The sequence below is a fragment of the Streptomyces sp. KR55 genome (assembly GCF_052245645.1).
In the GTDB taxonomy this organism is placed as follows: domain Bacteria; phylum Actinomycetota; class Actinomycetes; order Streptomycetales; family Streptomycetaceae; genus Streptomyces; species Streptomyces flavusporus.
The window spans coordinates 1-23,205 of the sequence record NZ_JBQQCE010000116.1; the positions used below are offsets into that span (position 1 = coordinate 1).

Genomic DNA, 23,205 nt, shown 5'->3' on the forward strand with positions numbered 1-23,205 from the left:
CCGGCCCCCGTCCGAGCCACCCCACCCCCCGCGTCTACCCTTGAGCCATGGACTACGTCTCCGCGCTCCTGCCCCCGTTCGTCATGGCCGTGTTCTTCATCGGTGTGATCAGGGTGATCGTGAAGACCCAGGGCGGCACCAACAAGGCCAAGGAGGACGCGATCGTCGATGCCGCCATCGCGCGTGCGGAGGGTGCCCGTCAGTCCTCCACGCGCAGCGACGCCTGAGCCGCCGCACGACGACCCGGCCGCCCGGCGGCCCACGCACCGACCACCCCCGTCACAAGTCCGCCCAATTTGTTCTGGTTTGCGGAGAAAAGCAACTGAACGTGCCGGTTCGGTGCGCAAGTGCGCAGACATCCCACTATTGTGATGAGTTGTGCCTCGCCCATTGGGAGAACTCGAAGACGCGGTCATGACGCGGGTGTGGAAGTGGAACCGCCCGGTGACCGTTCGAGAAGTCCTGGAAGATCTTCAGCAGGAACGGTCCATCGCCTACACCACGGTGATGACCGTTATGGACAATCTCCATCAGAAGGGCTGGGTGCGCCGCGAGTCGGAAGGCCGGGCCTATCGATATGAGGCCGTCTCCACCCGGGCCGCCTACGCCGCCGCCCTCATGAACGAGGCCTGGTCGCAGAGCGACAACCCCGCAGCCGCGCTCGTCGCCTTCTTCGGCATGATGAGCGAGGAACAGCGACAGTCGCTGAGCGACGCCGTACGCATCGTCCAGGGCCCGGAAACGCCCGCACCCCCACCTGCCGAACGCACCCAAGCCCCGGAATCCCCCTCCGATAGCGCGGGCGAGAACCCCGGCTCGGCACCGGAGGACGGCGGGCGATAGCGTCCGCTCATGTCCGCAGAGAGTCCCGAAGTCACCGCTAAAGCCATCACTGTCCGGCGGGCCCGGACCAGCGATGTCCCGGCCGTCCGCCGACTGCTCGACGCGTACGTTCGCCTCGGCATCCTGCTCGACAAAGCCACGGTGACGCTTTACGAGGACATCCAGGAGTTCTGGGTCGCGGAACGTGACGACAACGCCGAGGTGGTCGGCTGCGGTGCACTGCACGTGATGTGGGAAGACCTCGCGGAAGTCCGCACGCTCGCCGTGAAGCCCGGCCTCAAGGGCGCCGGCGTCGGCCATCAGTTGCTGGAGAAGTTGCTCCAGACCGCACGCTGGCTGGGTGTTCGCCGCGTTTTCTGTCTGACCTTCGAAGTGGACTTCTTCGGCAGGCACGGCTTCGTGGAGATCGGTGAGACGCCGGTCGACACCGATGTCTACGCCGAGCTGCTCCGTTCCTATGACGAGGGCGTCGCCGAGTTCCTCGGACTCGAACGAGTGAAACCGAACACCTTGGGCAACAGCCGGATGCTTCTGCATCTGTGATCGCCGCGGGTATGCCGGTGGTATGCGAGGAGTATTCCGCCCGACCCGGCTGCCCAGGTTCCCTATGTCCGAAACGCGCATGTTTCCGGGCGGGGAGCTGTGATCGGTCTCTGCCGGGGGTTTGTGTTTTTCCAGCAAAAGCGGTTTGCTTTCCGACGTACTGCAGTAGTGCATATAACAGGGGGCGGCGAAACGGGCGGACGCCGCAGACCCCCGGCCCTCACGTTATCGATGAAAGGAAATCCGGTGGCACAGAAGGTTCAGGTCCTTCTTGTCGACGACCTCGACGGCGGCGAGGCGGACGAGACAGTGACGTTCGCGCTGGACGGCAAGACGTACGAGATCGACCTCACGACCGCCAATGCGGACAAGCTTCGCGGCCTTCTCGACCCCTATGTGAAGGGCGGCCGGCGTACCGGTGGCCGTGCTTCCGGCGGGCGTGGAAAGGCGCGTGCCGCTGCCGGCGGTAGCCAGGACACCGCTGCGATCCGTGCGTGGGCGAAGGAGAACGGTTACGAGGTCAACGACCGTGGCCGTGTTCCGGCGTCCATTCGCGAGGCCTACGAGAAGGCGAACGGCTGAGCGCACGCGCGTCGCAGCCGGATCCGGTGGCAGTGAGTGGCCACCGTGTCCACCAGCCGTACGAGATCGGGGGCGCCCCCACCGCCCCCCATGGCCGACAGCGTCGGCAGCGAGGCCTCGACCTCGCACCCCGGCTCGGGGGGCCGCAGCCACACGGCGGCCCCCTGAAGAGAGCCGCCTGAGCGGCCCGGGGAAAGCGGCCGCCCTCCGGCCGGGCCGGAGGGCCCCGTCTCGGGCTCACCCGGCTCCAGTGGATCCAAGAGCGGATCCGAGCACGGATCCGCGAGTGCTGCGCCGCTCCCCGGGGGCCTCGGGGCGTCCATGACGCCGCCCGGGCCGATGGCCGTCAGGTCCAGGGGCAGGGTGCCCCACTCCAGCCAGTCCAGCAGCCCCGGCAGCTCCTCGGCGCTGCCCGCGGCCACCAGCAGCCGCATCCGGTCGCCCCGCACGGCCACCGGGGAGCCGGGATCCAGATGCCGCAGCGCGGCGCATCCCGCCTCGGCCGGCACGTCCAGGACGTCGAAGCGCAGGCCCACACGCAGGCGGACCGGAGTGCCGGGCGCGGTCGCCCAGCCCAGTTCGTTCTCGTACCACCGCCGCACCCGGTCGCTCGAGTCGAGCGACCGGCGGGGAAGGGGGACCATGGGCATAGCGCCAACCATGTCCAGCGCAACCGTCAAAAGGGCGTGCGAGTTACGCTGAGTGTTTCAGTGAATGCGCAGAGTACCGAAGACGGGGGCGCGTGGGGGCGTGGAGTGGCGCAAGGTTGTTCGCCCGTAGCTGAGGGAACGGGCGCGCGCTGCATGGACTGTCAGTCCGAGCGGGTAAGACATCCCTAGTGGGAGGGGGCGACACGCAGGAAAGGGCGTCTCACGTTCGCCATCGGCGTACTGATGGTGAGGGTAACTGCCTGGCCTGCGGGAACATCGTCTCGCACCATCGGGTTGGAGCAGATGTCGGCGTTCGAGGTCAGGAGGCCAAGGACGGTGTCGGCAGTTGGAATGAGCGGTCCCCGCTTGCGGGACTAAGCTGCGGAAGGACAGGGAGGGGAAGTTCCCCTTACTGCCTGACCGCTCTGAGGAGCGATTAACGATGTTCGAGAGGTTCACCGACCGCGCGCGGCGGGTTGTCGTCCTGGCTCAGGAAGAAGCCCGGATGCTCAACCACAACTACATCGGCACCGAGCACATCCTCCTGGGCCTGATCCACGAGGGTGAGGGTGTCGCCGCCAAGGCCCTTGAGAGCCTCGGGATTTCGCTCGAGGCGGTCCGCCAGCAGGTGGAGGAGATCATCGGCCAGGGCCAGCAGGCGCCCTCGGGCCACATTCCCTTCACCCCCCGTGCCAAGAAGGTCCTGGAGCTGTCGCTCCGCGAGGCCCTTCAGCTGGGCCACAACTACATCGGCACGGAGCACATCCTGCTCGGCCTGATCCGTGAGGGCGAGGGCGTCGCCGCCCAGGTCCTGGTCAAGCTGGGCGCAGATCTGAACCGCGTGCGGCAGCAGGTGATCCAGCTGCTCTCCGGTTACCAGGGCAAGGAGGCCGCCACCGCCGGTGGGCCTGCCGAGGGCACCCCCTCGACGTCCCTGGTCCTCGACCAGTTCGGCCGGAACCTCACCCAGGCCGCTCGTGAGTCCAAGCTCGACCCGGTCATCGGGCGCGAGAAGGAGATCGAGCGGGTCATGCAGGTGCTGTCCCGCCGTACGAAGAACAACCCGGTCCTGATCGGTGAGCCCGGCGTCGGCAAGACCGCCGTCGTGGAGGGCCTCGCTCAGGCCATCGTCAAGGGCGAGGTGCCCGAGACCCTCAAGGACAAGCACCTCTACACCCTGGACCTCGGCGCGCTGGTCGCCGGCTCCCGCTACCGCGGTGACTTCGAGGAGCGCCTGAAGAAGGTGCTCAAGGAGATCCGCACCCGCGGCGACATCATCCTGTTCATCGACGAGCTGCACACGCTGGTCGGTGCGGGTGCCGCCGAGGGCGCCATCGACGCGGCCTCCATCCTGAAGCCGATGCTGGCCCGCGGTGAGCTGCAGACCATCGGTGCGACCACGCTGGACGAGTACCGCAAGCACCTGGAGAAGGACGCGGCCCTGGAGCGCCGCTTCCAGCCGATCCAGGTCGCCGAGCCGTCCCTGCCGCACACGATCGAGATTCTCAAGGGCCTGCGCGACCGGTACGAGGCGCACCACCGCGTCTCCATCACCGACGAGGCGCTGGTCCAGGCCGCCACCCTGGCCGACCGGTACATCTCGGACCGCTTCCTGCCGGACAAGGCGATCGACCTGATCGACGAGGCCGGTTCCCGGATGCGTATCCGCCGGATGACCGCTCCGCCGGACCTGCGCGAGTTCGACGAGAAGATCGCCGCCGTCCGCCGGGACAAGGAGTCCGCGATCGACTCGCAGGACTTCGAGAAGGCCGCCTCCCTGCGCGACAAGGAGAAGCAGCTCCTGGCCGCCAAGACCAAGCGGGAGAAGGAGTGGAAGGCCGGCGACATGGACGTCGTCGCCGAGGTCGACGGCGAGCTGATCGCCGAGGTCCTCGCCACGGCCACCGGCATCCCGGTCTTCAAGCTGACCGAGGAGGAGTCCAGCCGCCTGCTCCGCATGGAGGACGAGCTCCACAAGCGGGTCATCGGCCAGGACGACGCCGTCAAGGCGCTGTCGAAGGCGATCCGGCGTACGCGTGCGGGTCTGAAGGACCCGAAGCGTCCGGGTGGTTCGTTCATCTTCGCCGGCCCGTCCGGTGTCGGTAAGACCGAACTCTCCAAGGCGCTGGCCGAGTTCCTCTTCGGTGACGAGGACGCGCTGATCTCCCTCGACATGTCGGAGTTCAGCGAGAAGCACACGGTGTCGCGTCTCTTCGGTTCGCCCCCCGGTTACGTGGGCTACGAAGAGGGCGGCCAGCTGACCGAGAAGGTCCGCCGCAAGCCGTTCTCCGTCGTCCTCTTCGACGAGGTCGAGAAGGCCCACCCGGACATCTTCAACTCGCTGCTGCAGATCCTGGAGGACGGTCGTCTGACCGACTCCCAGGGCCGGGTCGTGGACTTCAAGAACACGGTCATCATCATGACGACCAACCTCGGCACCCGGGACATCTCCAAGGGCTTCAACCTGGGCTTCGCCGCCGCGGGTGACACGAAGACCAACTACGAGCGCATGAAGAACAAGGTCTCGGACGAGCTCAAGCAGCACTTCCGGCCCGAGTTCCTCAACCGCGTCGACGACGTGGTGGTCTTCCCGCAGCTGACCCAGGCCGACATCCTGCGGATCGTCGACCTGATGATCGGCAAGGTGGACGAGCGTCTGAAGGACCGGGACATGGGCATCGAGCTCTCCCAGTCCGCCAAGGAGCTGCTGTCCAAGAAGGGTTACGACCCCGTGCTGGGTGCGCGTCCGCTGCGTCGCACCATCCAGCGCGAGATCGAGGACTCGCTGTCGGAGAAGATCCTCTTCGGCGAGCTGCGCCCCGGTCACATCGTGGTCGTGGACACCGAGGGCGAGGGCGAGACCAAGACCTTCACCTTCCGCGGTGAGGAGAAGTCGGCCCTGCCGGACGTCCCGCCGATCGAGCAGGCGGCCGGCGGAGCGGGTCCGAACCTGAGCAAGGAGGCCTAGCCGCTGCGCTCGGCCTGAACCGAAGATCGAAGAAGGGGCTGCCCCGGGACGCGAGTCCCGGGGCAGCCCCTTCTCTGTTGCCGGGTCAGGACAACTGGCCGTCGTAGTCCGGCAGCTTGTACGTCTTCTCGGCGTGGCCGCCCGACAGGTCGGTGGTGTTGTTGCCGATGTTGGCGATGATCGTGTAGCCCTTCGACTCGATGTCGACGCGCTGGGCGGTCTTGTAGGCGGCGACGTCCTTGAAGAGGTCGAGGAAGCCACGCACATAGAGGCCGTCGACCTCGTAGCCGGCCTTCTCCAGGTTGTACTCGGTGGGCGCGTAGATGATGCCCGGGCGGGCCGTGACGAAGAACAGGTCGACGCCGTGCTCCTGGGCGTACTCGGCGACCTCCAGGACCGGCTGGTTGGCCGGCTGCGGGTAGCTGAAGCCGAAGTCGGTCTCCAGGGTGGTGTTGTCGATGTCGAAGACGATCGCCTGCTTCTCACCCGGCTGCGACTGGGCGATGCGCTGCTTCAGGTAGGGCAGTGCCTGGTCCATCACCGCCTGGCAGTCCTTCTGCCAGGTGTCGTAGTCCACGTCCGCCGCGGCGGCGGTGGTGGCGGTGGTGGTCGTGCCGGTGCTGGTCGCGGCCTCGGCGGGGGCGGCGATGGCCACGAGGGCGGCTGCTGCGACGGCGGTTGCGGCGGTGCGGCTCGCCCAGGGGCGTCGTCTCGTCATGTGTGGGGGTCCCTTCACGTCCGTACGGTGTCCGTACGGCTGCCAACGTGTCGTGGGCATGCTCGTCGGTGTGGATGGCGTGAGGGGAACCGTAGGGTTACTGGACGGTAGGTGAACAGAGGTGTGCGTCACATAACGCTGCTGGTTCTCTTGAAGGTCGGTGCGACCGGCAGCGGGGCGAGGATGTGTTCCGGGATCTCTATGACGTCCACGACGTGGACGATGGTGACCGTGCGCAGATTGGGGAACAGGGACGGGATGTCCGAAAGGTCCTCGGTGCCGTGGAAGTTGGTGATGCGCAGGTCGGTGACTCGGGGCAGGGGCGGGCCGCTCCAGCCGAGGTGCTGCCAGTTGATGCGCAGTTGCTCCAGTTCGGGGAGCCGGGCGATCTCCTCGTAGTCCTCGGGGGTGAGCCCTCCGTCCACCTTGGTGAAACTCAGCTGCTTCAGGGAGCGGAGGCGGTGCAGGCCGCGCAGGCCGGTGGCCAGGAGCGCCGAACCGGTGAACCCGAGGTGCCGCAGGGGCACGTCCCGGGGGAGCACGTCGTCGAGCGACTCGCCCCCGAGCAGGATGCCGAGGTCGAGATGGGCCAGGGTCGATGAGCCGGAGAGCACGGACAGCGCGTCCGTCCGCCCTTCCAAGGGCGGCACCTCGTCCAGCGACAGCCGGGACAGCGGCAGTCGGGCCAGTGGGGTGAGGTCGTCGACGTACGAGACCCACTTGAGGTCCAGGTAGGTGAGCCGGTGCAGACCGGCGAGGCTGTCCAGGTCCCGCAGCCGGTTGTTCTCACGGATGACGAGCTCTTCCACTGTGTCAGGTGTGAGCACGCCCGGATCGAGGTCACCGATGAGCTGTACCGAGCGCCGGCCGCCCAGTTCCCTCAGGATGTGAAGGTGTTCCTTGGAGCGGGCGGTGAAGAACAGGCCGTCCTCGGGCAGGTGGGCGATGACCTCTGTGCCGTACCGGCGGGCAGGGAACCGGCCCCACGTCCAGCTGAGTTGGGCGCGGACGTCCAGGGCGGGATGGGTACGGAACCGGGCGAGTACCGGCAGCGCGGCGTCTGTGCCGATGAGTGACGCCGCGACGACGACCGCCCGTGCCTCGGCGTCGCTGAGTCCCCCTGGACCCCGCAGCAGCTCCAGGGCGAGCGGGCCCACCGACGCGAGGGACTGGGCCTCGCCGGTCGTCCGGGGTGGGATCAGCGCGGCGGCATTGCGCTCGACATCCTCCCGCACTCCCGGATCCAGTTCCGTCGCGTGCTCCAGGGACGCCAGCGCCAGGAGTCGTACCCGCGCCCCAGCGGGGTCTTCGAGCCGGCCTGCGGCAGCGATCAACTCCCGTAGCAGCTCGGCCCGTTCCCGCGGCCGGGCATGCGCCACCGCCATCCGGATCACGTCCGCCCACTGCTCGTCCGCCGCCCCGTGCACCAGCAGCCCGAAGTCCCCGTCCTCCACGGCGGCCTTCGCGCCCAGGTAGTCCTGGAAGGTGCGGTGCGCGAACTCCACGGTGCCGGGGGCGGGTTCGCGCAGCAGGCCGCTGCGGACGAGCAGGTACCGCAGGATCTGGCCGGCGTCGCCCTGCGTGGCGGCGGCCGGGAGGGAAGGCAGGACGTCGGCGATGATCCGTTCCGCCCGCTCGGCGTCCATCTCCGACTGGTTGTTGCGGATCAGCCAGTAGGCGAGGCGCTGAAGGAGCTGGATCTGGGGGAGCTCGGTGAGCTGGATGCCGTCGTGGCCGTACATGTCCCGCTCCTCGTCCCGCCGCGCCAGCAGCATCGACAGCGCGGCGTCGTACAGCTCCTGCCTCCCGTGCGGCAGATAGCCCCGCCGGTCGCGGTGCAGTGCGCAGATCAGCCCGCACATCAGGGGGTTGGTGGCGAGGCGGCCGAGGTCGGACTTGGTGCGCAGGGCGTCGAGGAGGGAGCGTTCGTAGTCGTCGAGACGTTCGGGGTCGGGGGCGTCGGCCCGTGCCGCCGTGTGCCAGCGGGAGACGAACGCGGCCACGTCGTCCCGGCTCATGGGGGTGAGCATCAGCTCCGTGAAGCCGTCGGCCGCGAGCCAGTCCTCCCGTACGGCGGAGGGGCGGGAGGTGACCAGCCACTGGTTGCCGGGATAGACGTCCAGCAGGTCGCGCACCCAGCGGCGGGTGCGCTCCCGCTCGCGTTCGGGGATCTCGTCGATGCCGTCGATCAGGAGCAGGGCGCGGCGGGCGGTGAGCACGCGGTCCACCCAGCCGTCCGGCTGGTTCGCGTGGAACGGGACGCGTACGGCGGCCAGAAAGGCGTCGGGGGCGGGCAGCCCCTCGGGGCGGCGGACCAGGGTGCGCAAGGGGAGGACGAAGGGGATGCGGTCGCCGCGCTCGCCCCGGGCCGCGGTCACCGCGAGCCACTGCACCAGCGTGGTCTTGCCGGAGCCGGCCACTCCGCGCAGCAGTACCCGGTCGTGCTCGGCGAAGGCCTGTTCGGCGGGCAGTGCGGTGGCGGCGGAGGCGACGCCGAGGCCGTCGGAACCGGTACCGTCCCCGGCCGGGTGCAGTGCCTGCAGGCTCAGATAGGCCGCGTCCAGGGGCCAGCGGTCGGGGGAGTTGACCAGGTCGATGCCGTAGATGGTGAGGTGGCCGTGCCTGGTCGTGACGTACGACACGTAGCGCTGCTCGAAGGCCGGGTCGGTGCCGCCGGGCGGTGGGGTCCGGGCGATCAGCTCGTCGACCCTGGCCAGCAGCTCGCTCTGCCGCCGGGTCTGTTCGACCAGCGTGCGCGGGACAAAGGTCGAGCGCTGGGTGAAGAAGTGCAGGATGTGCAGGCAGGCGGTGGTGAGCGCCCGGAAGTAGAACAGGGCCGCGTCGAGGGACAGGTCCCGGTCCGGCTTGCCGCTCGCCGCGCGCAGCCGGGCGGCCAGGGCCTCATGGCCGAGCTCCACGGCCTGTACGTCGGTCAGGTCCAGGTCGCCGAGGGCGTACAGCGTGTCGGCCAGGGCGTGGACGACGGCCTGCTCCTCGTCGGCGGGCAGGGCGCGCTCTCCGGTGCCGCGCAGGCCCCGGCGCACCAGCTCCGCGGCCAGTCCGGTCACGTCCTCGCGGCCGAGCCGCCGCTTCTCGCCCCTGAAGGTGACGTACGACGAGATCCGCACCGGCCGGTCCACCAGCCCGGCGCCCGGACCCTCGGTCACGAACAGCTTCTTCACGAGCGGTGCGACCACCCCGGACGCCAGCCTCATGCCGATGACCGTCGGTTCCACCCGGCCTCCCCCTGAGCCCCGTTGGCAGGAAACAGCAGCGTAGCCCCCGTCACATTCCGGGGTCTTTCGATCTTGCCCATCGGTGACATGCCGCACAGGCGATTTGTCCGTTACTACCTGGAATAGTGGAAAGGCCGATTTGGACAAAATGGACTTTTATCTCGGAATCCTGCGACAGGACTGCTGTTATGGGTGGATTCGTCCCTGATGAGGGCTCTGTCAAGAGTCGGGAAGTTATGGGGTGGAGTACTAGGTTCCGTCGTAGGTCACACCTTTTGGGATGACCGGGTCCGGGGGTTACCAAGGGATGGCCCATTCGGCGGACGTCCGTGTGCCGGGTGGCTTTTCTCTGTCCCCGTCCCATGAGGTTTCGCATGTTCACGCGTGTCACGTCCCGTTCTTCCCGTACGCCGCAGCTCCGCACTCGCGCGGCCGTGCTGGCCGCCGGTCTCGGCGCCTCGGTCGTGCTGGGGGCCGGGGTCGCGGCCGCCGCCAACACCGTCGCGGCCACCACCACCGCAACCGCCGCCACCTCCGGCGTTGCGAGCGCCGTCGAGGCGCAGGCCGCGGCTCAGGCGAAGGCAGCGGCCAAGGTGGCCGCCGCGAACGCCAAGGCGAAGGCGGCCAAGGCGGCCGCCGCGAACACCCGGAAGACCGCGCCGCAGGCCGCCGCGAAGAAGGCCGCGTTCTGGACCAGCCCCGTCAAGAGCTACCGCCTCAGCGCCAGCTACGCGCAGGCCGGCGGCATGTGGCAGTCCACCCACAGCGGGCAGGACTTCGCCGTCCCGACCGGCACCAACGTCGTCGCCGCGCACGGCGGCACCGTGGTCAAGGCCGGCGGCAACGGCGCCGGTGACGGCCCCGCGTACGGCAACGCCGTCGTCATCAAGCACGGCAACGGGACGTTCTCCCAGTACGCCCACCTGTCCCGCATCGACGTGAAGGTCGGCCAGGTCGTCGCCACCGGTCAGCGCATCGCCCTGTCCGGCAACACCGGCAACTCCAGCGGTCCGCACCTGCACTTCGAGATCCGTACCACCCCGAACTACGGCACGGCCATCGACCCGGCCGCCTTCCTGCGCACCAAGGGCGTGACCCTCTAAGACGACCGAGCGGCGCCGCTGTGCGCCTGGGTCACCATGTCGACGGCGACCTCGAGGATGGCCTTGCGCTTGTCCTCGGGGTCGCCTTCCAGTTCCTGCATCACGAACACCGTGCCGGCGTGCAGTGTGAAGATGGCGCTCACGCAGCGGACCTGGTCGGCCAGGGTGGCGTCCCGGTCGATGATGATCTCGCGCAGGCCCCGCATGCGCTCCTTGAACAGGTCGCCGATGCGCAGTTCCCGTACGGTCGCCTGGTTTTCGTGCATGAAGCGGAACAACGGTGCGGCGTCGGAGAGCAGTTGGCTGTAGCGCCGTACGATCTCCTGCTTCGTCTCCAGGGTGTGCGGCTGGTGCCTGCCCCACTCGACCAGTTCGTCGATCGGCTGCATCAGGTCGTCGAAGATGCCGACCAGGATCTCTTCCTTGGTCTTGAAGTGGTAGTAGAGCGCCGCCTTGGTGACCTCCAGGCGCTCGGCGATCTCGCGCAGTGACGTCTTCTCGTAGCCCTGCTCGGCGAAGAGCTCCAGCGCCACGTCCTGGATGCGCTGGCGCGTGTTGCCGCGCCGCTGCTGCTTGGTGCCGCCCATCGTGCCGCCCGTCCTCGTGCTCCTGGTAAGACAAAAACTTACTTGACGCCCGGCTAGTTTGCGAGCTACGTTCCGTGGCAGAACTAGCCGGGCGGCAAGTAAGTTGGGGGAGCGGTGGCGGACACACCTGCCGACAGCACGGACACGGGGAAGCAGCCCAGGAGCGTGCGGGTCGTCCTGCTCGCCCTGATGATCGCGATGATGCTCGCGATGCTCGACAACATGATCGTGGGCACCGCGATGCCGACGATCGTCGGCGAACTGGGCGGTCTGGAACACCTGTCGTGGGTGGTGACCGCGTACACCCTGGCGACCGCCGCCTCCACCCCGCTCTGGGGGAAGCTCGGCGACATGTACGGGCGCAAGGGCTCGTTCATGACCTCGATCGTGATCTTCCTGATCGGCTCCGCGCTCAGCGGCATGGCCCAGGACATGGGTCAGCTGATCGCCTTCCGTGCCGTGCAGGGACTGGGCGCCGGCGGACTGATGGTCGGCGTGATGGCGATCATCGGCGATCTGGTGCCGCCGCGGGAGCGCGGCAAGTACCAGGGCATGATGGCCGGTGTCATGGCGCTGGCCATGATCGGCGGTCCGCTGGTCGGCGGCACCATCACCGACCACTGGGGCTGGCGCTGGACGTTCTACATCAACCTGCCGCTCGGCGCCGTAGCGCTGCTCGCCATCAGCGCGGTACTGCACCTGCCGAAGAAGCGGTCCGAGGCCCGGATCGACTACCTGGGCGCCGCGCTGCTGACCGTCGGCATCACCGCGATCGTGCTCGTCACCACCTGGGGCGGTACCGAGTACGCCTGGACCTCCGTGCAGATCATGGAGCTGATCGGCATCGGTGTCGCCGCGCTCGTCGGGTTCGTGTTCTGGCAGACCCGGGCCGCCGAACCGGTCCTGCCGCTGCACATCTTCCGCAGCCGCAACTTCACGCTGATGTCCGTCATCGGCTTCATCACCGGCTTCGTGATGTTCGGCGCAACCCTCTTCCTGCCGCTGTACCAGCAGTCGGTGCAGGGCGCGTCCGCGACCAACTCCGGGCTGCTGCTTCTGCCGATGCTCGGTGCGATGCTCGTGACGTCGATGGTCGCCGGGCGGGTGACCACCAACACCGGCCGCTACAAGGTCTTCCCGGTCGTGGGCGGTGTGCTGCTGGTCGCCGGGCTGTACCTGCTGTCCCTGATGGACACCGGGACCTCGCGGCTGACCTCCGGCTTGTACATGGCCGTCCTCGGTCTGGGCATGGGCTGCCTGATGCAGATCACCATGCTGGTCGCGCAGAACAGCGTGGAGATGAAGGACATGGGCGTCGCGTCCTCCTCCGCCACCCTCTTCCGCACGCTCGGCTCCTCCTTCGGCGTCGCCATCATGGGCGCGCTGTTCAATCACCGCGTCCAGGACGTCATGGCCGAGCGGGCCGGCGCGCTGGGCTCCAAGGTGACCGAACAGTCCGCCCAGCTGGACGCCGCGAGCCTGGCCAAGCTGCCGGCCGCGGCCCGGGAGGCCTACCAGCACGCGGTGTCCGCGGGGACCCACTGGGCGTTCCTCCTGGGCGCCGGGGTGGCTGTGGTCGCGCTGGTGGCGGCGGTGTTCGTCAAGGAGGTGCCGCTGAAGGGGGCGGGGCCGAAGGCGGACGACGGCGCTCCCGCGCAGACGCCGGTGACCGAGGCCGTCTGAGGTTCGCCTGACGTCCGTCCTACCGGTCGGGCAGCATCGGATAGCTGCCCGTGTCCGTCGGCGCGTGCTCCGGCAGCCACAGCACGGCGACCGCGCCCTCCGCCGGGATGTGCTCCGCCGCGCCGGGCGGGCGGACGTTGCGGAAGGTCAGGCGGGCGCCCAGCACCCGGGCCTGGCCGGCCGCGATGGTCAGGCCGAGGCCGTGGCCGCGACCGGCGCGGTCCTTGCTGCCGGTGCGGAAGCGGCTCGGGCCCTCCGCGAGCAGGTCCTCGGGGAAGCCGGGCCCATGGTCGCGGACGCGGATGACCCGGCCCTCGACGGTGACCTCGATCGGCGGTCTGCCGTGCCGGGCGGCGTTGGCGAGCAGGTTGAACAGCACGCGCTCCAGCCGCCTCGGGTCGGTCGTCACCTCCGACTCGTGTACGACGAGCACCTCGATGTCCGGATCCTTCGCCGCCACCCGCCGGGCGACGAACTCGCCCAGCATGATGTCCTGCAGCTCGGCCCGCTCGGAGGCCCCGTCGAGACGGGCCACCTCCAGGACGTCCTCGACCAGTGTGCGCATCGCCTTGGCCCGGTCCAGCACCAGCTCGGTCGGGCGGCCCGGCGGCAGCAGCTCGGCCGCCGTCAGCAGCCCGGTCACCGGGGTGCGCAGCTCGTGCGCGATGTCGGCGGTGACCCGGCGCTCCGCCTCCAGACGCTGCTGGAGGGCGTCCGCCATCGCATCGACGGCCCGTGCCAGGTCGTCGGTCTCGTCCCGGACGACCCCGCCGATCGCCTCCCGCACCCGGACGTCCGGCTCGCCCTTGGCGACCTGGTTCGCCGCAGCCGCCGCCTTGCGCAGCCGGCCCGACAGCTGGCCGCCGATGAGCACGCCGAGCGCGCTGCCGCCGAGGACGGCCGCTATGGAGCCGATGACGAGGGCCTGGTCGAGGTCCTTGAGGATGTCCGTGCTGCGGTCGGTGAACCCCGTGTGCAGCGACATCACATGCCCGTCCTTGAGCGGCACCGCGGCCCAGATGTCCGGCCCGCCGGCCGGACGGTCGGCCACGTAGGTCGCCCGCCGCCCCGCCTCGGCCTTCGCCCGCAGCTCGGGCGGCAGGCGCGGGTCGTCGATCTTGATGCTGGGGAAGTTGGGGCGGCCGGACAGCTCGTAGTTGCGCTGAGCGATCTGGAGGCGCTCGTCCGCGAGGTCCCGCGCGTTGTCCAGCATCGAGACGCGGGCGGCGTTGTGCACGACCAGGCTGAGCGCGATCGCGACCAGCGCACCGACCAGCGCGATGGCCGCACTGAGCTTCCACCTCAGTCCCGTACGGATGCCCGCGCGCTCCAGCCGTTCCGGAACGAGGCGTCGAAAGATCCCCCGCATACCCCTGCCCTGCTCAGGCCTTCAACTTGTAGCCGAAGCCGCGGACCGTCTCGATCCGGTCCTGACCGATCTTCGTACGCAGCCGCTGCACATGGACGTCGACGACCCGGGTGTCCCCGCCCCAGCCGTAGTCCCACACGCGCTCCAGCAGCTTGTCCCGCGACAGCACGGTGCCCGGCGCGGAGGAGAACTCCAGCAGCAGCCGCATCTCGGTCGGGGTGAGCGCCACCGGGCGGCCGGCCCGGCGGACCTCCATCCCCTCGGTGTCGACCTCCAGATCGCCGAAGGTGAGCACGCCGCCGTCCGCCCCGGCGCCGGCCTCCTCCGCCCGGCCCGCCCGGGCGCCGCCGGCGTGGCCGAAGCGGCGCAGCACGGCACGGATCCGGGCCACCAGGACGGCACCGTCGAACGGCTTGGTCACGTAGTCGTCGGCGCCCGCCTCCAGGCCCAGCACCACGTCGATGGAGTCGGCCCGCGCCGACAGCATGATCACCGGGACGGTCGACTCGTCACGGATCCGGCGGCACAGGCTGACGCCGTCCAGGCCGGGCACCATGACGTCCAGCAGGGCGATGTCGGGGCGGTTCGCGCGGAACGCCTCCAGGCCCGACAGTCCGTCGGGCATGGCGGTGACCGCGAAGCCGTCCCGCTCCAGGGCGAGCTGGGTGGCCTCGCGGATGACGTCGTCGTCCTCGACGAACAGAACGTGGGTCTGATCTGCCATCCCGCTGCTCTCTGTCCTCGTGTGCTTGTCGTGCGTGGGAGTCCGGCCGGGGGTTCAGTTGCTCTCGGGCGCCGGGGTGGCCGCGCCCCCGACCACCGAGCTGTAGTCGTTGTGCGTCCGGTACTCCTCGGTGAAGCGGCCCGAGGCCCAGCGGTACGTGATCACGTTCTCGCCGGACGGGCTCGACACCGGGTCGCCCTTCTCGTACACCTGCTTGGTCACGATCAGGTCACCGCGGTCGATTTCGGCATAGACCGGAGGTTCCTCGGACTGGAAGACATTCTGGTACGTACCGCCCTGCTCGCGATACACATACGAGCCGATGCCGACGACATCGCTGCAGGTCACAACGTTGACGACGACATCGTCGACCGGCCCTGACGTCAGATCGCCGTACGACAGGTCGACCGGGTACTCGTCGCTGGCGCACGGCTTCAGGGAGCGTTTGACCGTCGTCGAGACCTCCGGGTCGGCCATGAGGAGCTTGACCGCCGCGGGACGGGTGAGGGACTTGGCGGGCGGCACCGCGGAGGCCGGGGCCGCCGGCGAGGCCGCGGTGCCGGCGACCGCGTCGGAGTGGGCCGGGCCCTCGTCCCGGGCGCCGGTGCCGCCGGTACCGCAGGCGGAGACCGACAGGGCGAGGGCGACGAGCACGACCGCCGCCGTACTCGCCGCCTGCCAGGTGCTCCGGGCCGGGGTGGGCGGCCCCGCAGGGGGGCGTGCCGCGCCCCGCGTCTCCGGCTCCGGCCGCCGGACAGACCCTAGGCCGCGCAACGCTCCCGCTCCTCACGCTCCAGCGCGCGTGCGTCCAGATCGCGGGACTCCAGCTCCTCGCGGAGCCGGGCGAGCGCCCGGTGCAGCGTGCTCTTGACCGTTCCGGCCGACATGCCGAGGGCGGCGGCCGTCTCCTCCGTGGACATCTGCTCCCAGTGTCGCAGCACGACCACACTGCGCTGCTTCGGGGCGAGCACCTTCATGACGTCCATCAGCAGGGCGCGGTCCGCGTGCTGCTCGGCGGAGTCGTCCACGCAGGCGTCCGGGAGCTGCTCGGTGGGCACCTCCTCCAGCTTGCGGGCCCGCCACCACTCGGTCCGCGTGTTGATCATCACCCGGCGCAGATAGGCGTCCGCGAGCCGCTTGTCGGCTATGCCGTCCCAGCGGCCGTACGTCCGGGCCAGCGCCGTCTGGAGCAGATCCTGGGCGTCGACCGGGTCCGGGACCAGCCGGCGGGCGCTGCGAAGGAGCGCGTCCTGCCGGGTGCGGACGTACTCCTCGAACTCGAGCACCTCGCCCACCTCGCGCTGCGCCATGATCAACCGCCTCCATCCCCGTTACTTCTGTAGCCGTGCCACCCCGTCGGGCACGGAAATGAAGCTACGGAGGCGTTGTCACGGCGCTGTCCGAAGCAGCCTGCGGTAAACGCTCGGCTGTCCGTCGGTTGTGTAACGGAAGTAGGGAGGGGTTAAAGGCGCAGGTCAGATTGGGCGGATGCGGGGTGATTTGACACTTGGATGGAGCTGCGAACGACCGCAGATGTGTGACAGGAGTCTGTGGCGTGGCTGTACGTCAGCTCAGCGGCAGCCGGTACAGGCCGCCCGGCAGCGGCTCCACCAGGCCGTCCGCGACCAGGCCGTCCAGCGCCCGGGCCCGCTGCACCGGCTCGTGCCACACCCGGTCGAGCACCGTCTGCGGCACGGGCGCATGCGCCTCGCGCAGCACGGCGAGCAGCTTGCCACGTACCTGACGGTCGGTGCCGGCGTACGTCTGTCCCCGGCGCGGCGGACCGTCGTGCTCCGGCTTCCCGGCCAGCCGCCAGGCGCACTGTGCGGCGATCGGGCAGCTGTGGCAGCTCTCGTTCTTGGCCGTGCACACCAGCGCGCCCAGCTCCATGGAGGCCGCGGCCCAGCGGGCGGCGGTCCCCTCGTCCTCGGGCAGCAGCGCCCGGGCGAGCCGGCGCTCGGCGGCGGTGGTGGCGTTCGGCGGGTACTGCACACCGTTGACCGCGCGGGCCAGGACCCGGCGGACGTTGGTGTCGAGCACGGCATGCCGCTGCCCGTACGCGAACGACGCCACGGCCGCCGCCGTGTACTCGCCGATGCCGGGCAGCGCCAGCAGCTGGCCGTGGTCGGTCGGTACGTCCCCCCCGTGCCGCTCCGTTATGGCGACGGCGGCGCCGTGCAGCCGCAGGGCGCGGCGCGGGTAGCCGAGCCGGCCCCAGGCGCGGACGGCCTCGCCGGGGGCCTCCTCGGCGAGGTCGGCGGGGCGGGGCCAGCGAGCCAGCCAGTGCTCGTAGACGGGCAGGACGCGGTTCACCGGCGTCTGCTGGAGCATGAACTCGCTGACCATCACGCCCCAGGCGCCGGCCTCCGGGCGCCGCCAGGGCAGGTCGCGCGCATGCTCGTCGAACCAGGCGATGACGGGGGAGTGCAGCTCGGCTCCGAGCGGCGGACCGGGAACAGCGTCGGCGGGACGGGTGTGCGGTGGCTTCGTGGGCGCAGTCATGGCAGTTCCGATCCTGCCACGTCGAAGGTCGCGGACGTGGGTAGCGCGGAGTGGGGCGGGTCGGGGCGCGGTGTCGGCTGCGCCGCCCGGAGGCCGTGGCCAATGGTGCAAGGGCTGCGGTCGCGAACGGACCCGTCTCCGTCCGCTGCTCCGTCAAGTTCCGGGCGCCGCCGGGGGTGTTGTCGCCGCACCCGGCGCTCGCGGTCACGGACCGTAGGCGACGTGGGAAGGTTCGTCACTCCCTGCGTCGTCCGGTGCTCGACTCGATGACCAGCAGCGGCGCGTCGGCGGCATTCCGGGATGATGATCCGGAAAAGTTGTGGCTCCTGGCGGCGGGTGGGGCAAGCTGACGCACCGATCTCTCGTACAGTTTGCGCCGTGGGATCTCTGCGCAATCCGGTCGGGCCGCTTCCCTCCTCCATCTACTGGCGACGGAGGGTCGTCCTGCTGTCTGTGATCGCCCTGTTGGCGCTGCTGATCGCCTGGGTCCTCACATCGGGCGGCGGAGGCAGCAAGAACGGCGCCGACGGATCCGACGGCAAGAATCCCGCGCCCACGATCACACCGGGGCCGTCCAGCTCCGGACCCGCGATCAGTCAAGCGCCCGGCGGACGCGACGAGTCGGACGACGGGGACGCCAACGGGGGCGGTTCCGGGGGTGGCTCGGGAGACAGTGCCGGGGCCGGGGACTCCGGCGGAGCCGGCGGCTCGGGTGACGGCGGCGGCAGTGCGGGCAGCAGCGGCGGCGGCTCGGGTGGCGCTGCGTCAGGGGCCGACGTCGGTGCGGGGGATGCCCTGCCGGCCGGGTCCCCCTTGGCCAACTGCACGCCGAGCGCGGTGTCGTTGACGCTGCACAGCGTGCGTAACTCCTACTCGCCCGACGAGAAGCCGGTCTTCCGGCTGACCGCGCAGAACTCCTCCGGCAGTGACTGCAAGGTCGATCTCGGGCCGAAGAGCGCGGTGCTGACGATCACTCAGGCGGGGAGCGACGACGCGTACTGGTCGTCGGACGACTGTCCCAAGGGGGCCGGCGGCCTGCTGTACCGGGTGCCCGCGGGCAGCGGCATCACGTACACCGTGGAGTGGGATCGCAAGCCGAGTGTCCCCGAGTGCGGGACGCCTCCGGCGGGGGCGGCCGGGGCGGGGACGTATCTGGTGGAGGCCGCGGCGCCGGGGTTCGGGAAGGCGCGGACTTCGTTCGTGCTGGATGCCGACTGAGGTTGGCGGTCGGCGTTGGGGCTGGGCCGGGGGTGGTCGCGCAGCCCGGCGTTGACGGGGTGCCGCCCGCGCCCACCCTCCCCCACTCTCGGCTTCGCTCGAGCGGGGGGACCCACATCGCCCCAGGCGGCACGACTGCCCGCGGGGTGACGAGGTCAGACGTAACGTTCCAGAATCGACGACTCCGCCAGGCGTGACAGGCCTTCGCGGACGCTGCGTGCACGCGCCTCGCCCACGCCCTCGACCGTCTGGAGGTCGTCCACGCTGGCGGCGAGGAGTTTCTGCAGGCCGCCGAAGTACTCCACCAGCCGGTCGATGATGGCGCCCGGGAGGCGCGGCACCTTGGCGAGGAGGCGGAAGCCGCGCGGGGACACCGCGGAGTCGAGGGCCTCGGGGGAGCCCGTGTAGCCCAACGCTCGGGCGACCGTGGGCAGTTCGAGCAGCTCGGCGTGGGTGAGGGCGTCCAGTTCGGCCAGCGCTTCCTCGACCGTGCGGGAGCGCTTGGCGGTGGGCTCGGGGACGTAGTCCCGGACGACCAGTTCACGCTCGGGTTCGACGCCGGCGATCAACTCGTCGAGCTGGAGGGCGAGGAGACGCCCGTCGGTGCCCAGTTCGACCACATATTCGGCGATTTCGGTGGCGATGCGGCGCACCATCTCCAGCCGCTGCGCGACGGCGGAGACGTCCCGGACCGTCACCAGGTCCTCGATCTCCAGCGCCGACAGCGTGCCCGCAACCTCGTCCAGGCGGAGCTTGTAGCGCTCCAGGGTCGCCAGGGCCTGATTGGCGCGGGACAGGATCGCCGCCGAGTCCTCCAGTACGCGGCGCTGGCCGTCGACGTACAGCGCGATCAGCCGCATGGACTGGGAGACCGAGACCACAGGGAATCCGACCTGCTTGCTGACCCGGTCCGCGGTGCGGTGGCGGGTGCCCGTCTCCTCGGTCGGGATCGTGGGATCCGGAACGAGTTGGACACCCGCACGCAGGATCTTCGACAGATCGGAGGAGAGCACGATGCCGCCGTCCAGCTTGCACAGCTCACGCAGCCGGGTCGCCGTGAACTCGACATCCAGCACGAAACCGCCCGTGCACATGGCCTCGACGGTCTTGTCGGAGCCGAGCACGATCAGCCCGCCGGTGTTGCCGCGCAGGACCCGCTCGAGCCCGTCGCGCAGGGCCGTGCCCGGAGCCACGGCGCTCAGCGAGGCGCGCATCAGGCCATCGGAACCGGCACTCCCACCGGATTTTCCGGGAGCTGCTGCCCGGTCGTTGGCTGCCACTGCACTCCTCCGGTCGCAGGTTCTGGGGCGCTCCCGTATGCGCACTCGATTCGTACGGACGGGCGAGACCAGGGCAAAGTCTACCGGCGGTCCTCCGCGTCCCGGGGGGCCTCTCGGCGACGGGAGCGGGGGAGGACCCTCAGGGCGTCCCCTATGTCCGCGACTTCCAGGACCTTCATGCCCGCAGGGACCTTGCCCGGATCGCCCGGCACGAGCGCATGCGTGAAGCCCAGGCGGTGCGCCTCCGCGAGCCGGCGCTGTACGCCGGTGACCCGTCTGACCTCGCCCGCGAGGCCGACCTCGCCGATCGCCACGAGGTTCTTCGGCAGCGGGGTGTCACTGGCCGCCGACGCCAGTGCGAGGGCGACGGCGAGGTCGGCGGCCGGTTCGGACAGCTTCACTCCGCCGACCGTTGCGGAGTAGATGTCCCGTTTGCCCAGGGCGCTGATGCGGCCGCGCTGTTCCAGGACCGCCAGCATCATCGAGACGCGGGAGGTCTCCAGGCCGGATGTTGTGCGGCGTGGGGAGGGGATCTGCGAGTCGACCGTGAGTGCCTGGACCTCGGCGACCAGGGGGCGGCGGCCCTCCAGGGTGACGGTCAGGCAGGTACCGGGGACCGGTTCGGCCCGGCGGGTCAGGAACAGGCCGCTGGGGTCGGCGAGTCCGGTGATGCCCTCGTCGTGCAGCTCGAAGCAGCCGACCTCGTCCGTCGTCCCGTAGCGGTTCTTGACGCCGCGTACGAGGCGCAGACGCGCGTGCCGGTCGCCCTCGAAGTGCAGGACGACGTCGACGAGGTGCTCCAGCAGGCGCGGGCCCGCGATCGCGCCGTCCTTGGTGACATGGCCCACCAGGAGCGTGGACATGCCCCGCTCCTTGGAGGCACGGATCAGGGCGCCGGCCACCTCGCGGACCTGGGCCATGCCGCCTGGGGCGCCGTCGATCTCCGGGGAGGCGACCGTCTGTACCGAGTCGAGGATGAGCAGTGACGGCTTCACCGCGTCCAAGTGGCCCAGCACGGCGGCCAGATCGGTCTCGGCGGCGAGATAGAGGTGGTCGTCGATGGCGCCGATCCGGTCGGCGCGCAGCCGGACCTGGCTCGCTGATTCCTCGCCGGTCACATAGAGGGTGCGGTGTTCGTCACTCGCCGACTTGGCCGCCACGTCCAGCAGCAGGGTCGACTTGCCGACGCCGGGCTCGCCCGCGACGAGCACCACCGCGCCGGGCACGAGCCCGCCGCCGAGCACGCGGTCCAGCTCGGGGACGCCGGTCGGGCGGGCGGTGGCCTGGCGGCCGTCGACCTGGCCGATGGGCAGGGCGGAGGTGGTGACGCGGCCGGGTGTGGTCGTGCGTACGGCGGGCGTGCCGTATTCCTCGACCGTGCCCCAGGCCTGGCATTCGGGGCAGCGGCCGAGCCACTTGGCCGTCTGCCAGCCGCATTCGGTGCAGCGGTAGGACGGGCGGTCCTTCGTGGTCTTCGTACGGGCAGCCATGGACGAAACCGTAACCGGCCCCACTGACAATGCGGGCACGCTGCAGGCCATCGGTCCGCGGGCCACCGTGCCGTGGGGCCGCGAACCCTGTACGAACCGGTATTGACACGCCCGAACCGGTCACGGAATCACCGGTTCCTGTCCCCTTATGAGGGATCGTTTCACCCGTACGAATTAAAAGTGCTCAAGGGGGCGGAAGGTGCCACCCCCCGCCGCCTACGGTCGGCCGGGTGATGAGCAGCAGCCCGGACACCTCGACCCGCACGACCGGCGCACACCGGGCGCGCCGCGAGGCACGCGACCGTGCTGCGGCGCGCACGCTGGCGCACCACCCGCCCGCGCGCTACGAGCCGTATCTGGACGGTCTGTTCACCTACTGCCTCTCCGTGCTGTGCGACCACGACGCCGCGACTGCCGCCCTGGGCGAGGTCTTCGCGCTCGCCGAACGCCGCGGCCAGCGTGCCCCGGCCGCCGCCGGGGACCGCCGGGCGTGGCTGTACGCGCTGGCCCGCTGGGCGTGCCTGCGCAAGCTGACCGAGATCAAGCAGAAACGTCAGGCCACGCACGCGGCGGGCCGCCATGGCACCGAACGGCAGCGCGGCAGACAGCCCACCACCCCGCCCGTCTCCGAGGAGGCTCAGGAGCAGCGCCGGCGCGAACTTGCTCAGCTGGCCTGGCCGGAGGCCGCCGGCACCACCCCTGAGCAGCGCGAGGCGCTCGAACTGGCCGTACGCCACCACCTGGCCGCCCATGAGGTCGCCGCCGTCCTCGGCATGGACCTCGCCGCCACCCGTGAACTGCTCGCCTCCGCCGCCTGCGAGGTCGAACGCACCCGCGCAGCCCTCGCGGTCGTCGAAACCGGCGGCTGTCCGAGCGTCGCCCGCCTCACCGGCGACAACCAGCTCGTGCTCAGTGCCGCGGTCCGCCGTGAGCTCGTCCGGCACGTCGACGACTGCCCTCGCTGCCGGCGCACCGCCGAGCGCGCCGTCCCCGGCCGCTGGCCCGGCGTCAGCGTCACCCCCGCCGCGCTGCCCGTGCTGGAGGCGCCCCGCGCGGCACTGCACCACGCCATGGCGCATCACCCGCGCGCGCGGGGCACCGCCGCGCCGCGCTTCGACCGGCGCGGCTTCCCCATGGACCCCAAGGATCGCGCCGCCCGAAGGGACCGCCTACGCGCGCGTGCCGTCACCACGACCGTCGTCGCCACCGTCGTTGCGGCCCCCGTACTGGCCCTCTGGTCCGCCTACCGGGCCTCGCCGGTCACCGGCGAGGGCGGAGAGGGCAGCACCGCCACCGCGAGCCGCGACGACGACCCCGGCAGCCTCGACGGCGAGGCGGCGCGCGGCGGCTACGAGAACACGGGAAACGCCGACACGCACCCTGGTGGTCGCTTCTCGAACGGCGACCAACCCGACGTCTCCGTGGAGGTCGTCAGCGTCGCCGGAGCGGGCCGCAAGAGTGCGGGGGCACTGGCGGTGACCGCCGACAACAGCGGCGACACCACACTGATCACTCTGACCGCCTCCGGCCATGCCCCGGTGCGCTGGTCCGCGACCACGGGCGCCTCCTGGCTCTACCTGAGCCGATCTGCAGGAACGCTCCGCCCAGGCGAAACGTTGACGATCAAGGTGTACGTCGACCAGCTGCGCGAGCCGTCCGGGTACTGGAGCGCACGGGTGGCGATCTCACCAGCCGGCGCGGTTGTCACG

20 protein-coding genes are annotated in these 23,205 nt (G+C 70.2%); 9 read left to right on the forward strand and 11 right to left on the reverse strand.

From position 1 onward, the window contains the following. Positions 1-47 precede the first annotated feature (47 nt). The 4 genes from ACTWQJ_RS18780 (at position 48) to ACTWQJ_RS18795 (ending at position 1,968) form a co-directional block, all read left to right on the forward strand. The gene (locus ACTWQJ_RS18780; RefSeq protein ID WP_443307782.1) at positions 48-227 is read left to right on the forward strand and encodes a hypothetical protein; all 180 of its coding nucleotides are present in this window, start codon (positions 48-50) and stop codon (positions 225-227) included. Between the two features lie 187 nt (positions 228-414). After that, positions 415-843, forward strand: a complete 429-nt coding sequence (locus tag ACTWQJ_RS18785; protein ID WP_443307797.1) for a BlaI/MecI/CopY family transcriptional regulator — start codon at positions 415-417, stop codon at positions 841-843. Positions 844-852: 9 nt separating this feature from the next. Continuing rightward, complete coding sequence (locus tag ACTWQJ_RS18790) at positions 853-1,386, forward strand: amino-acid N-acetyltransferase (RefSeq protein ID WP_129799482.1); 534 nt, start codon at positions 853-855, stop codon at positions 1,384-1,386. A gap of 246 nt (positions 1,387-1,632) precedes the next feature. Further along, positions 1,633-1,968 (forward strand): histone-like nucleoid-structuring protein Lsr2, encoded by a 336-nt coding sequence (locus ACTWQJ_RS18795; RefSeq protein WP_129799481.1) that lies wholly within the window; start codon positions 1,633-1,635, stop codon positions 1,966-1,968. On the opposite strand, the gene ACTWQJ_RS18800 is transcribed toward ACTWQJ_RS18795, so the two are convergent. Next, the gene (locus ACTWQJ_RS18800) at positions 1,947-2,630 is read right to left on the reverse strand and encodes an SCO3374 family protein (RefSeq protein ID WP_443307783.1); all 684 of its coding nucleotides are present in this window, start codon (positions 2,628-2,630) and stop codon (positions 1,947-1,949) included. The genes ACTWQJ_RS18795 and ACTWQJ_RS18800 overlap by 22 nt on opposite strands. Before the next feature lie 430 nt (positions 2,631-3,060). Between ACTWQJ_RS18800 and ACTWQJ_RS18805 the strand changes: the two genes are divergently transcribed. Beyond that, positions 3,061-5,586, forward strand: a complete 2,526-nt coding sequence (locus tag ACTWQJ_RS18805; RefSeq protein WP_443307784.1) for an ATP-dependent Clp protease ATP-binding subunit — start codon at positions 3,061-3,063, stop codon at positions 5,584-5,586. An 85-nt stretch (positions 5,587-5,671) separates the two neighbouring features. On the opposite strand, the gene ACTWQJ_RS18810 is transcribed toward ACTWQJ_RS18805, so the two are convergent. After that, positions 5,672-6,304, reverse strand: a complete 633-nt coding sequence (locus ACTWQJ_RS18810) for an HAD family acid phosphatase (RefSeq protein WP_443307785.1) — start codon at positions 6,302-6,304, stop codon at positions 5,672-5,674. Positions 6,305-6,432: 128 nt separating this feature from the next. Continuing rightward, positions 6,433-9,540, reverse strand: a complete 3,108-nt coding sequence (locus ACTWQJ_RS18815) for an NACHT domain-containing protein (RefSeq protein ID WP_443307786.1) — start codon at positions 9,538-9,540, stop codon at positions 6,433-6,435. 374 nt (positions 9,541-9,914) lie between these two features. On the opposite strand from ACTWQJ_RS18815, the gene ACTWQJ_RS18820 reads away from it, so the two are divergent. After that, entirely contained in the window at positions 9,915-10,643 is a 729-nt protein-coding gene (locus ACTWQJ_RS18820) for a M23 family metallopeptidase (protein WP_443307787.1), read from the forward strand. Here ACTWQJ_RS18820 and ACTWQJ_RS18825 read toward each other — a convergent pair. Further along, positions 10,640-11,230 (reverse strand): TetR/AcrR family transcriptional regulator, encoded by a 591-nt coding sequence (locus ACTWQJ_RS18825; protein ID WP_443307788.1) that lies wholly within the window; start codon positions 11,228-11,230, stop codon positions 10,640-10,642. The genes ACTWQJ_RS18820 and ACTWQJ_RS18825 overlap by 4 nt on opposite strands. Positions 11,231-11,344: 114 nt before the next feature. On the opposite strand from ACTWQJ_RS18825, the gene ACTWQJ_RS18830 reads away from it, so the two are divergent. Beyond that, a complete protein-coding gene (locus ACTWQJ_RS18830; RefSeq protein ID WP_443307789.1) occupies positions 11,345-12,913 on the forward strand; it encodes an MDR family MFS transporter in 1,569 nt (522 codons plus the stop codon). A gap of 19 nt (positions 12,914-12,932) precedes the next feature. Here the strand turns inward: ACTWQJ_RS18830 and cseC are convergent, their stop codons facing one another. The 5 genes from cseC to ACTWQJ_RS18855 all read right to left on the reverse strand — a co-directional run bounded on the left by cseC (position 12,933) and on the right by ACTWQJ_RS18855 (position 17,508). After that, a complete protein-coding gene (cseC, locus tag ACTWQJ_RS18835; RefSeq protein WP_443307790.1) occupies positions 12,933-14,282 on the reverse strand; it encodes a two-component system sensor histidine kinase CseC in 1,350 nt (449 codons plus the stop codon). Between the two features lie 13 nt (positions 14,283-14,295). Further along, the gene (cseB, locus tag ACTWQJ_RS18840) at positions 14,296-15,006 is read right to left on the reverse strand and encodes a two-component system response regulator CseB (protein ID WP_443307791.1); all 711 of its coding nucleotides are present in this window, start codon (positions 15,004-15,006) and stop codon (positions 14,296-14,298) included. 54 nt (positions 15,007-15,060) lie between these two features. Then, on the reverse strand, positions 15,061-15,660 hold the full coding sequence (locus ACTWQJ_RS18845; protein WP_443307792.1) for a hypothetical protein: 600 nt from the start codon (positions 15,658-15,660) through the stop codon (positions 15,061-15,063). A 107-nt stretch (positions 15,661-15,767) separates the two neighbouring features. Then, on the reverse strand, positions 15,768-16,316 hold the full coding sequence (locus ACTWQJ_RS18850; RefSeq protein WP_443307793.1) for a SigE family RNA polymerase sigma factor: 549 nt from the start codon (positions 16,314-16,316) through the stop codon (positions 15,768-15,770). Positions 16,317-16,572: 256 nt separating this feature from the next. Next, the gene (locus tag ACTWQJ_RS18855; RefSeq protein ID WP_443307794.1) at positions 16,573-17,508 is read right to left on the reverse strand and encodes an A/G-specific adenine glycosylase; all 936 of its coding nucleotides are present in this window, start codon (positions 17,506-17,508) and stop codon (positions 16,573-16,575) included. A gap of 378 nt (positions 17,509-17,886) precedes the next feature. On the opposite strand from ACTWQJ_RS18855, the gene ACTWQJ_RS18860 reads away from it, so the two are divergent. Further along, positions 17,887-18,726: a hypothetical protein gene (locus ACTWQJ_RS18860; RefSeq protein ID WP_443307795.1), complete on the forward strand. Its 840-nt coding sequence runs from the start codon at positions 17,887-17,889 to the stop codon at positions 18,724-18,726. A 155-nt stretch (positions 18,727-18,881) separates the two neighbouring features. Here ACTWQJ_RS18860 and disA read toward each other — a convergent pair whose 3' ends face one another. Together disA and radA are read right to left on the reverse strand one after the other, a co-directional pair. After that, entirely contained in the window at positions 18,882-20,006 is a 1,125-nt protein-coding gene (gene disA / locus ACTWQJ_RS18865; protein ID WP_129799466.1) for a DNA integrity scanning diadenylate cyclase DisA, read from the reverse strand. 80 nt (positions 20,007-20,086) lie between these two features. Beyond that, positions 20,087-21,496, reverse strand: coding sequence for a DNA repair protein RadA (gene radA / locus ACTWQJ_RS18870; protein WP_385513198.1), 1,410 nt, complete (start codon positions 21,494-21,496; stop codon positions 20,087-20,089). Positions 21,497-21,726: 230 nt separating this feature from the next. Between radA and ACTWQJ_RS18875 the strand changes: the two genes are divergently transcribed. Next, on the forward strand, positions 21,727-23,205 hold a 1,479-nt coding region (locus ACTWQJ_RS18875; RefSeq protein ID WP_443307796.1), incomplete at its 3' end, for a BACON domain-containing protein.